We start from the raw sequence: 10,918 nt of genomic DNA on the forward strand, positions 1-10,918 counted from the left end.
TTATGGGCAATACATTGGGCGGCCCCGCCGTTTTCCGGGGGGGCACGGCCTTTGTCGTGATCAGTGACTGGCCACCCGGCGGTACTGCAACAGCGCCAGCGGCATCGCGATCAGCAGAATGGCCGCCGAGCACAGGACCGCGTACTCGACGCAGTGCTCGGCCGGCCAGCCGGTCGCGGTGGGGAACATCGGGGGCGCGCTGTTCTCGAACAGTTTCCGTCCGCTCGCCGCGACCGCGGTGATCGGATTCCATTCGGCGATGGTGGCCAGCGGCTCGGGCAGGGTCTGGGCCGAGATGAACGCCGAGGAGATGAACGACAGCGGGAACAGCCAGATCAGCCCGGCGCTCTGGGCGACCTCGACGTTCGGGGCGAGCAGACCGGTGAGCGCGCCGACCCACGACATGGCGAAGGCGAACAGCAGGATCACCGTGTAGGCGAGTACGGCCTCGGCCAGGCTCCCGTTGATGCTCCAGCCGACGATGTACCCGCACACGGTCATCACCAACAGACTGACCATGCTCACCACCAGATCGGACAGTGTGCGACCCATCAGCACCGCCAGCCGGGACATGGGCAGCGAGCGCATCCGGTCGATGATGCCCTTCTCCAGGTCGCCGGCCAGCCCCACGGTGGTGAACGCGGCACTGAAGGCGACGGTCTGGGCCATGATTCCGGCGATGAGGAATTCCCGGTACTGGCCACCACCCAGCGAGGCGCCGAACACGTAGGCGAACAGGAAGACGAACATCAGCGGCTGGACCGTGGCGGTGACCAGCAAGGTCGGCACCCGCATGATGGTGATCAGGTTGCGATGCGCGACGATCGCGCTGTCGCGGAAGAAACGCATTCGCGGCTCCGTGGACTTCGGAATCCGGTGCGAGCCGGGCGCGTGTGACAGTTCCCCCTCCGTCTCATCGGTCGGGCCGGTGCTTTGATCGACCGCCACTTCTGCGGTGCTCACGACATGATCTCCTCGGGGACGTCGCTGATTTCCGGCTCGGATTCCGGCGCTGCCGGGGAGCCGGTGATGGACAGGAAAACGTCGTCGAGGCTGGGCCGGTGCACCCGGGCGTCGACGACGTTCACGTCTGCGTCATCGAGCCGGCGCAGGGCTTGGACCATGGTGCGGGAACCCTCACCGACCACCACCGACACCTCGTCGACGCTCGCCTCGTGTGCGGGTTCGCCGATTCCGACCTCGGCGAGGACCCGCAGTGCGGGCGCCGGATCCTGTCCGGGACTCAGCGTGACGGTGAGCCGGTCTCCGCCGATCGAGGATTTGAGTTCGTCGGCCGAACCGCGGGCGATGACCCGGCCCTTGTCGATCACGGTGATCTGGTCGGCCAGCCGGTCGGCTTCCTCGAGATACTGGGTGGTCAGCAAAACTGTGGTGCCGTCGCGGACGAGTTCGCCGATAACCCGCCACATATCGTTGCGGGCCCGCGGGTCCAGTCCGGTGGTCGGTTCGTCGAGAACCACCACGGGTGGACGGGCGACCAGGGCACCGGCCAGGTCGAGGCGCCGGGTCATCCCGCCGGAATAGGTTCCCGCCCGGCGGTCCGCGGCATCCTCGAGCCCGAATTCCCCGAGCAGTTCCCGGGCCCGCGAGACCGCGCGTTCGCGCGACATCCCGTAGAGCCGCGCGACCATCCGCAGGTTCTCGTAGCCGGTGAGATTGGCATCCACCGCCGCGTACTGGCCGGACAATCCGATGAGTTTGCGGGCCGCCGCCGGATCGTGCAGGACGTCGACATTCGCGACCCGGACGGATCCGGCGTTCGGGCGCAGCAGGGTGGTGACGATCCGGACAGCGGTGGTTTTACCCGCACCGTTGGGACCGAGCAACCCCAGCACCGTACCTTCGGGGATTTCGATATCGACCTCGTCCAAAACGCGGACGCGGCCGTAGTACTTCACCAGACCGGTGATCTGTACCGCGGGCTTCACCGGATCTCCGTAGCGTGGAAGCCCCGTCCTTCAGAGCCGGGAGGAAACGCCTCGATTCCGCAGTCAACGCGATCAGCGGTTGCCATGCCAACCTTCTTTCTTTATGTGTGTCGGTGCTCCGTGTTAAGAATTCCGCTGTGCGGATGGCGTACAAAGTCCGGGCCTACCCCGATACCGAGCAGGCGACCCAGCTGGGCCGCACGTTCGGGTGTGTGCGGCTGGTCTGGAACAAGACCCTCGATGCCCGGCACCGCGCCTACCGTGCGCACGGGGCGAAAACCTCCTACAAACAGACCGACGCCGCCCTGACGGCGTGGAAAAGGACCGGGGATCTGGCGTTCCTGTCCGAGGTTTCCTCGGTGCCGTTGCAGCAAACCCTGCGCCACCAGCACACCGCCTACGCCAACTTCTTCGCCGGACGAGCCAGGTACCCACGGTTCAAGTCCCGCAACGGTCGTCAGTCCGCGCACTACACGCGGTCCGCGTTCCGCCTTCGTGACGGCAAGCTGACCTTGGCCAAGCACACGGCACCGCTGGATTTCGTGTGGTCCTGGGCCTCGGAGATCTTGGCGACGCTGAATCCGACGATGGTGATCGTGTCGCGGGAAGCGGATGGCCGGTGGTTCGTGACGTTCGCGGTGGACACCGACGATCCCGAACCGCTGCCCGACACCGGCCGCGTGGTCGGGGTGGATCTCGGGGTGAAGGACTTCGCTGTCCTGTCGACCGGAGAGAAGATCGCCAACCCCCGCCGCCTGGACCGCAAGGCCCGCAACCTCGCCCGGTATCAGCGCCGGATGGCGCGGAAGCAGAAAGGGTCGGCGAACCGGCGGAAGGCCAAGGCCATGGTCGCGCGGGCGCACCGCAAGATCCGCAACGCCCGCGCCGACTTCCTGCACCGCACCTCGACGCGCTTGGTTCGCGAAAACGATGTGATCGCGATCGAAGACCTCAACATCTCCGGCATGACCCGCAGCGCCAAGGGGACCGTCGATAAGCCCGGCCGGAATGTGCGTGCCAAAGCCGGGCTCAACCGTGCGGTGCGGGACGCGGCACTCGGTGAGTTCCGGCGCCAACTGGAGTAAAAGGCCGCACGCGCGGGCAAACGGGTCGTGGTCATCGACCGCTGGTACCCGTCCAGCAAGACCTGCTCGCACTGCGGGCATCTGTCGTCCAGCCTGGCACTGTCGGTGCGCTACTGGGCGTGCCCCGACTGCGGCACCCGGCACGACCGGGATATCAACGCCGCGAAGAACATTCTTGCCGCAGGTCGTGCGGTAGCCGGGGAAACCCCCGGCGATGCCTGTGGAGCTGGTGTGAATCCGCAAGGGGCCTCCCCTCGGTTGTCGGCTACGAAGCAGGAACTGTCCGGTGTGAGCCGGATGAGAATTCCGGTCCTTTAGGGCCTGGAGGAAGTCAATGAGCGTTCTCCTTCGTTTTCGATACCGGCTTGTGACGTCGTGTCCGGCCCGCGCAGGTGTTCCCGGAGCACGGGTCCGAGCACGGCCAGGGATTCCGGGGTCGTCATCTCCGCGTGTGTACACGCCAGTTCCCGGGCGTGCACGGCACCGGTGACGAAGCCCCGCCAGGCCTCCGGGCGACGATCGGGTGCGGCCAGGTTCACCGGATCGGTGCCGGCGGCGAAGAACAGCAGATCGCCGTCGAACACACCGGGCCGGAAACCATTGGCCTGGACGGTGCCGTCGGCGTAGCCGGCGTACAGCCGTTCCAGATGGTCCACCGTGAGTGCCGCGAACGGGCCGGGCCGCGACCGCAACAATTCGGCGGCCTCGGCCAGGGTCGGTTCCGCTCCGTCTGCGACGAGATCGCCGCCGAATTCGCCGAGGATCTCGGCGACGCCGGGCACGGCTTCGGTGGCCAGATCGTCGGAGAGCCGGTAGCTGTCCAGCATGGTGAGTAGCGCGACCTCCTCGCCGGCCGCCTGCAATCGCACGGCGATCTCGTGCGCGATCAGACCGCCCAGCGACCAGCCGAGCAGCTGATAGGGCCCGTGCGGTTGCACGGTCCGGATATGGGCGATGTAGTGCTCGGCCGCTTCGCCGATCGAACCGAATCCCGGTTCACCGCTCGCCTGTGGCGCCTGCAGGCCGTATACCGGCTGGTCGGCGGGTAGTTCGGCGAGCAGGCCGGCGTAGCACCAGGACAACCCGATCGCCGGATGCACACAGAACAGCGGGGGCCGGCCGGTACCGGTGCCGGGGCGCAACGGCAGCAGCGGAGCCAGCGCCAGTTGCATGGCATCGGCGGCGGTGCCGTCGCCGAGCCGGGCGGCCAGCGCGGCCGGGGTGGACTCGCCGAACAGCAGCTGCATCGGCAGGTCGTACCCGGCCTCGCGGGCCCGGCCGACCACCTTCGTGGCGAGCAGCGAATTGCCGCCCAGTTCGAAGAATCCGTCCCCGGCGCCCACCCGGTCGGCCCCGAGGACCTCCGCGAAGATCTCGCACAGCGCGGCCTCCACCTGGTTGGCGGGCGCCCGGTAACCCTCCGCGGCGGTGAACACCGGTTCGGGCAGGGCGGACCGGTCGAGTTTGCCGACCGGAGTGAGCGGCAGCCGGTCGATCAGCATGATCGACTGCGGAACCATGTAATTGGGCACCAGTTCGGACACATGCGCGGTGAGTTCGGCGGCGGTGGCGCCCGCCGCGGCCTTCACATACGACACCAGGGCGGTCGCGCCCGCGGCCGTGCGATGCCCGGCGGTGTAGGAGAACTCGACCGCCGGATGCCGGCTCAGCGCCGCGTCGATCTCGCCCAGTTCGATCCGGAAACCGCGAATCTTCACCTGATGGTCGGTACGGCCGACGTATTCGATATCGCCGGGGCCACCGTCGCGCGCCGTGCGGATCCGCACCAGATCGCCGGTGCGGTACATCCGCTCCCCCGGTTTGCCGAAGGGATTGGCCACGAAACGCTGGGCGGTGAGCCCGGGCCGGTCGTGGTAGCCGCGGGCGAGCGCCCCGCCGGCCAGATACAACTCGCCGGTGACCCCGAGCGGCGCCGGGCGCAGCCGGGCGTCGAGCACCATGGCCGCGACACCGCGGATCGGTTCACCGATCGGGATCGGACCACCCGGTACCAGCGGCGGCGACATCACGGTGACGATGGTGGTTTCGGTCGGGCCGTAGACGTTGTGCAGGTTGCGGCCCGGCGCCCAGCGCGCCACCACTTCGGCCGGCAGGGCCTCGCCACCGACCAGGACGTGCTGGAAATCGGTGACGCCTTCCGGATCCACCGTCGCCAGGGCCGCCGTGGTGATGAAGGCGTGGGTGATCCGTTCCGCGATCAGTACCCGGGCCAGTTCCGCGCCACCGACCACCCCCGGCGGGGTGAGCACCAGGGTGGCCGCGCCGCCGAGCGCGAACAGCAGGTCCAGCATGGCGGCGTCGAAACTGGGGGTCGCGAAGTGCAGGATGCGGCTGCCCGGCCGGACGTCGAAGCGGTGAGCCGTCTCCGCCGCGAAATTGGACAGTCCGCGATGGGTGACCACCACACCCTTGGGGGTTCCGGTGGAACCGGAGGTGTAGATGACGTAGGCCGGGTTGTCCATCCGCAACGGGGTGATCCGGTCCGCGTCGGTGAGTGGAGCGCTGGACGCCCGCAGCACCTGTTCGCGAACCTCGGCATCGTCGAGGGCCAGCCAGTGGGCCCCCTCGGGCAACTGCTCCCGGTACTCGGCCAGCGTGAGCCCCAGGGCCGCCCCGGAATCGGAGAGCATATGGGTGATGCGCGCGGCCGGGTAGCCCGGATCCACCGGCAGGAAGGCGGCGCCGGTCTTGGTCACCGCCAGGACCGTGGCCACGGATTCGACCGTCCGCGGAATGCCCAGCGCCACCAGTGTTTCCGGCCCGACGCCGTAACCCACCAGCACCCGGGCCAGCCGGTTGCTCCAGCGGTCGAGCGCATCGTAGGTGACCTCCACGCCCGCACCGGCGAGCGCCACCGCCTGCCGGTCGACGTGCACCGCGGCGGCGAAGACCTCGGCCAGGGTGCACGGCTGGTCCGGATCGGCACGACGCAGCGGCGCCAGCGCCGACCATTCCGCCGGCTCGAGTAGTTCCAGGTCACCGATGACCACGGCGGGGTCGGCGGCGATCGCGCCGAGCAGCCGGACCAGGCGGCGGCCGAGCCGGGCCGCGGTCGGTTCGTCGAAAAGATCCCCGCTGTAGTTCACCGCCACGCCGATACCGTCCGGCGATCGGTCGGCGCCGCGGCATTCGGTGAGGGTGAACTGGAGATCGAATTTGGCGATACCGGCGTCGATATCCATCGCCTCGATGCTCAGACCCGGAAGTTCCAGGGCGCGTACCGGTTCGTCGCGCACCGACAGCATCACCTGGAAGAGCGGGTGGTGTGCCTGGGAACGGACCGGGTTGAGCACCTCGACCAGTCGCTCGAACGGCAGTTCCGCGTGCCCGAACGCATCGAGATCGGTATCGCGCACGGTCTCGAGCAGATCGGTGAACCGATCGTTGTGGTCCACCGCGGTCCGCAGGACCAGCGTATTGACGAACATGCCGATCATCCGGTCGAGTTCGGGCCGCCCCCGGCCGGCGACCGGGGTGCCGACGGCGATATCGCCGACGCCGGTCAGCCGGTGCAGCAGCACCGCCAGCGCGGCATGCAGCACCATGAACAGGCTCACGTTGTGGCGCGCGGCGAGATCGCGCAATTCCCGGTGCACCCCGGCGTCGACCCGCTGTTCGACGGTGCCGCCGCGGTAGGAGGGCACCGGTGGACGCGGGCGGTCGGCGGGGACGGCGAGCAGTTCGGGCAGGCCCTCCAGCCTGGTGCGCCAGTAGTCGAGCTGCCGGCGGATCGGGGAGGCGGGATCGTCCTCGCTGCCGAGCAGTTCCCGTTGCCACAGGGTGTAGTCGACGTACTGGAGTTGTTCGGCATCGACGTCGGGCCGGGCGCCGAGCCGGATCGCCCGGTAGGCCGTCGCCACGTCGGCGGCCAGCGGTTCCAGCGACCAGCCGTCCATCGCGATGTGGTGCACCACCAGCACCAGGATGTGCTCGTCCGGCGCCACCACGAAAAGCGCTGCCCGCAGCGGTATGTCGGTGGACAGGTCGAATCCGGGGGTGATGAACCGTTCGATCGCCGCCCCGTGGCCCGCGTCGCCGGCCACCGGTGCGTGCAGTGTGACCGCGGCATCGGCCGCGTCGAGCACCCGCTGCACCGGCTCCCCGTCGATCTCCGGGAACACCGTCCGCAGGGTCTCGTGCTGTTCCTGCACCCGGTGCAGCGCGCCGCGCAGCGCCGCGTGATCGAGCGGACCGCGCAACCGCAGCACCACCGGGATGTTGTACGCGCCGCCCGCGGTGTCCGAGCCGCCGAACCGGTTGAGGAACCACAACCGCTGCTGGGCCGGGGACAGCGGAATCCGTTCGGGCCGCTCCCGGCGCATCAGGGCGGCCCCGGTGCCGGCGGATTCCCCGTCGAGGCGGGCCGCGAGTTCGGCCACCGTCGGGGCGGCGAACACCGCCCGCACCGGCAGCCGTACTCCGGTGGCCGCGTCCAGGCGACCCACCAGCTGGGTGGCCAGCAGCGAGTTGCCGCCGATATCGAAGAAACTCTCGTCCGCGGCGGTAACCGCCGCGCCCACCAGCTCACCCATAATGGCGGCGACCCGGCGTTCGGTATCCGAACCCAGCGCGCGACCGGATGCGGTGGCGGGCAGGGCCCGGGGTTCGGGCAGCGCGGCGATATCCAGTTTGCCCACCGGGGTGAGCGGGATCTCGTCGAGCAGCGTGAACGCGGCCGGAACCATATGCCGCGGCAGGCGGCTGCTCAGATGGTCGCGCAGTTCCTCGGGTTCGGGGCGCCGCGCGGGATCGGCCGGATGGATGTAGGCCACCAACCGGTCCGAATCGCCGAGCCGGCGCACCTCGACATGAGCGAAGTGCACCGCCGGATGCGCGGTGAGCGCGCCGGCGATCTCGCCGAGCTCGATCCGGAAGCCGCGCATCTTCACCTGGTTGTCACTGCGGCCCAGATAGCGCAACCCGCCGTGGCGGGTCCAGCGCACCACATCGCCGCTGCGGTAGAGCCGCGCGCCGGGCAGGCCGTAGGGGTCCGCCACGAACCGGGCCGCGGTGAGCCCGGAACGTTCGTGATAGCCCCGGGCCAGCCCGGGACCACCCAGATACAGCTCACCGGGGACCCCCGCGGGCACGGGCCGCAGACGTTCGTCGAGCACCAGGGCGCGGGTGCCGCGGATGAGGTCACCCAGCCCGGCCGGGTGCCCGGCGGCGATCGGCGTCACCGAGACCACGACGGTGGTTTCGGTGGGCCCGTAGGCGTTGAACATGCGACGGCCGGGCGCCCAGCGCGACACCAGCTCCGGGCCGACGTTCTCGCCGCCGACCATGAGACCCCGCAGCGCCGGCAGCGGCCAGCGTTCGTGGTCGATGGTGGCGAGCGCCGCGGGAGTGATGAAGGTGTGCGTGATCCCGGTGCGGGTCATGAATTCGCCCAGTTCGTCACCGCCGTACACCTCCGGCGGCACGATGACCATGGCGGCGCCGGCCCCGATCGCGAGCAGCAGGTCCAGGACCGCCGCGTCGAAACTCGGTGACGAGAAATGCATGGTGCGCGCGGCCGGGTTCACCGCCAGCCGGTCCCGGAACTCGTCGGCGAGATCGGCGAGTGCCCCGTGGGTCGCGGTGACGCCCTTGGGTTTCCCGGTGGATCCGGAGGTGTAGATGAGGTAGGCCGCATCGGTGATCCGTACCGGGCGCAGCCGGTCGCCGTCGGATACCGGGCCCGCAGCCTCACCGCCGATCTCACTGCGGCCCGCGGGGGAATCCAGCAGCAGCCAGTCGATCTGGCTGCCACCCGCCGCGCGCAACCGTTCGGCGTGCCCGCTGCGAGTGATACCGACCGCGCAGCCGGAGTCGGTGAGCATATGCGCGACGCGCTCGGCCGGATAGTTCGGATCCACCGGCACGAAGGCGGCCCCGGATTTGGCGACGGCGAGCATGGTCGTCACCGAATCCGCGGACCGGGTGAGCCCGAGGGCGACCTTGTCGCCGGTACCGAGTCCGCGCCGGATCAACGCGCGGGCCAGGCGGTTGGCGCGACGGTCGAGGTCGGCGTAGGTGAGTACCGTCTCGTCCTCGTACAGCGCCGGACGCGGCCCGTGGGCGAGCGCGGTGGCACCGAACAGGGCGCCCAGGGTGCGCGGGATGCCGGGGGCGGGGCCGCGGGCCGGGCACAGGGTGTGGCGTTCGGCATCGGTGCGGGTGTCGATATCGCCGACCGGCACGGTGGGCCGGGCACCGATCGCGGCGAGCACCCGCAGGAAGCGGTCCGCGAGCGTCTCGACCGTGGCCGCGTCGAACAGTTCATCGGCATAGACGAATTCGAGGTCGCCGTCGGTGAGATCACCGGCGCGCAGCTCCAGGTCGAACTTGGCGCGCGCGATATCGAGCGGGGCCGCCCGCACGGCCAGCCCGGGCAGTGCCAGGTCGGGCACCGGGGTGTCCTGCACGGTGAGCGCGACCTGGAACAGCGGGTGGCGCGCGGTGGCGCGCGGATCGTGCCCGAGCGCGGCCACCACCTGTTCGAAGGGGATATCGGCGTGCGCGAGCGCGGCGAGTTCGGTATCCCGGTCCCCGCGCAGGAGGTCGGTGAACGGGCGGGCCGGATCGACCGGCGAGCGCAGCACGAGGGTATTGACGAACATCCCGACAAGTTCGCCGAGCCGGCTGTCCGTGCGTCCGGCGACCGGGGTGCCGATGGCGATGTCCCGGCCGCCGGTGACCGCTCGCAGCAGTACCGCGAGCGCCGACCGCAGGAGCATGAACGGGCTCACGCCCTGGGCGTGGGCCAATTCCGCCAGAGCGGCGCGTACCGGCTCCGGAATACGCCGGTGGACCGAGGCGGCCGTCTGCTCGGGTTCGGCGGGGCGGGGCCGGTCGTAGGGCAGGGGTAGTTCGTCGGGCAGGCCCGCGAGCTGGTCCCGCCAGTAGCCGAGCTGGCGGGCGGCGAGGCTGTCCGGGTCGGTCTCGCTACCGAGGTGCTCCCGCTGCCAGAGACCGAAATCGGCGTACTGCACCGGCAGCGGTGACCACTGCGGCGCGGCCCCGGCGTGGCGGGCCTGGTAGGCCAGCGCCAGGTCGCGGATCAGCGGCCCCATCGACCAGCCGTCGGCGGCGATGTGGTGGAGCACCACGCCGAGCCGGTAGCGGTCCGTCCCGGTGCGCAGCAGTATCGCCCGCAGCGGCGTTCCCACGGTGAGATCGAACCCGGTGGTGGCGGTTTCCCGGAGCGCGGCGTCGGCGCCCGCGTGATCGGTCTCCTGTAGTTCCAGGGTGGGCAGTGCCCACGCCGCGGGCAGAATACGCTGCTGGGCGCCGTCAGCATCGGCGGGGAAAACGGTGCGCAGGACCTCGTGCCGTTCGACGATATCGCCGAGCGCCGCCCGCAGCGCGGGGACGTCCAGCGCACCGTCTATATCGAGAACGAACGCGATGTTGTAGGCGCTGGACTCGGGCGCGAACCGGTTGAGGAACCACAGCCGCTGCTGCGGCAGCGACAACGGCAGCCGCGCCGGCCGCGGATCGTAGGCGGTCAGCGGAACCCGGGCGGTGGCCGGAGTCCGCAGCAACTCTTCGGTCAGCGCCGCGACGGTGGGGGCCTCGAACACCGCGCGGACCGGCAGGTCCACCCCGAACCGTTCGTAGAGCTCACCGACCAGCCGGGTCGCCAGCAGCGAGTTGCCACCCAGGTCGAAGAACGGGTCCTCGGCGCCGGTCACCGCGCAGCCCAGCACCTCCGAGAAGACCTCGGCGACCCGGCACTCGGCCTCGGTGGCGGGGGCGCGCGAGGTGGTCCCCGTGTTCAGGAACACCGGTTCGGGCAGCGCTTTACGGTCCAGCTTGCCCGCGGGCGTCTTCGGAAACTCCGGCAGCACGGTGACCGCGTCGGGGACCATGTACGCGGGC

4 protein-coding genes and 1 pseudogene are annotated in these 10,918 nt (G+C 69.9%); 2 read left to right on the top strand and 3 right to left on the bottom strand.

Annotated elements, in window-relative coordinates; translation table 11 throughout:
- Window positions 1–60: 60 nt before the first annotated feature.
- Window positions 61–849, bottom strand: coding sequence for an ABC transporter permease (locus ACLML9_RS24755; protein WP_411947771.1), 789 nt, complete (start codon window positions 847–849; stop codon window positions 61–63).
- 110 nt (window positions 850–959) lie between these two features.
- Window positions 960–1,949 (bottom strand): ATP-binding cassette domain-containing protein, encoded by a 990-nt coding sequence (locus tag ACLML9_RS24760; RefSeq protein ID WP_411947772.1) that lies wholly within the window; start codon window positions 1,947–1,949, stop codon window positions 960–962.
- Between the two features lie 143 nt (window positions 1,950–2,092).
- Between ACLML9_RS24760 and ACLML9_RS24765 the strand changes: the two genes are divergently transcribed.
- Window positions 2,093–3,034, top strand: a complete 942-nt coding sequence (locus ACLML9_RS24765) for an RNA-guided endonuclease InsQ/TnpB family protein (RefSeq protein ID WP_411947773.1) — start codon at window positions 2,093–2,095, stop codon at window positions 3,032–3,034.
- Between the two features lie 12 nt (window positions 3,035–3,046).
- Window positions 3,047–3,352: pseudogene (locus ACLML9_RS24770) on the top strand (zinc ribbon domain-containing protein); the annotation flags it as partial.
- Here the strand turns inward: ACLML9_RS24770 and ACLML9_RS24775 are convergent.
- Window positions 3,349–10,887 carry an amino acid adenylation domain-containing protein gene (locus ACLML9_RS24775; RefSeq protein ID WP_411947774.1) on the bottom strand — a complete coding sequence of 2,513 codons (7,539 nt, stop codon included), beginning with the start codon at window positions 10,885–10,887 and terminating at the stop codon, window positions 3,349–3,351. The pseudogene ACLML9_RS24770 and the gene ACLML9_RS24775 overlap by 4 nt on opposite strands.
- Between the last annotated feature and the right edge of the window lie 31 nt (window positions 10,888–10,918).

Origin of the sequence: Nocardia sp. NPDC002869 (genome assembly GCF_046764065.1) — a bacterium.
In the GTDB taxonomy this organism is placed as follows: Bacteria; Actinomycetota; Actinomycetes; order Mycobacteriales; family Mycobacteriaceae; genus Nocardia; species Nocardia rhamnosiphila.

Excerpts from the sequence above, each read along its gene's own strand:
- ACLML9_RS24755 (WP_411947771.1), bottom strand. The coding sequence starts at position 849 with ATGCGTTTCTTCCGCGACAGCGCGATCGTCGCGCATCGCAACCTGATC.
- ACLML9_RS24765 (WP_411947773.1), top strand. The coding sequence starts at position 2,093 with ATGGCGTACAAAGTCCGGGCCTACCCCGATACCGAGCAGGCGACCCAG.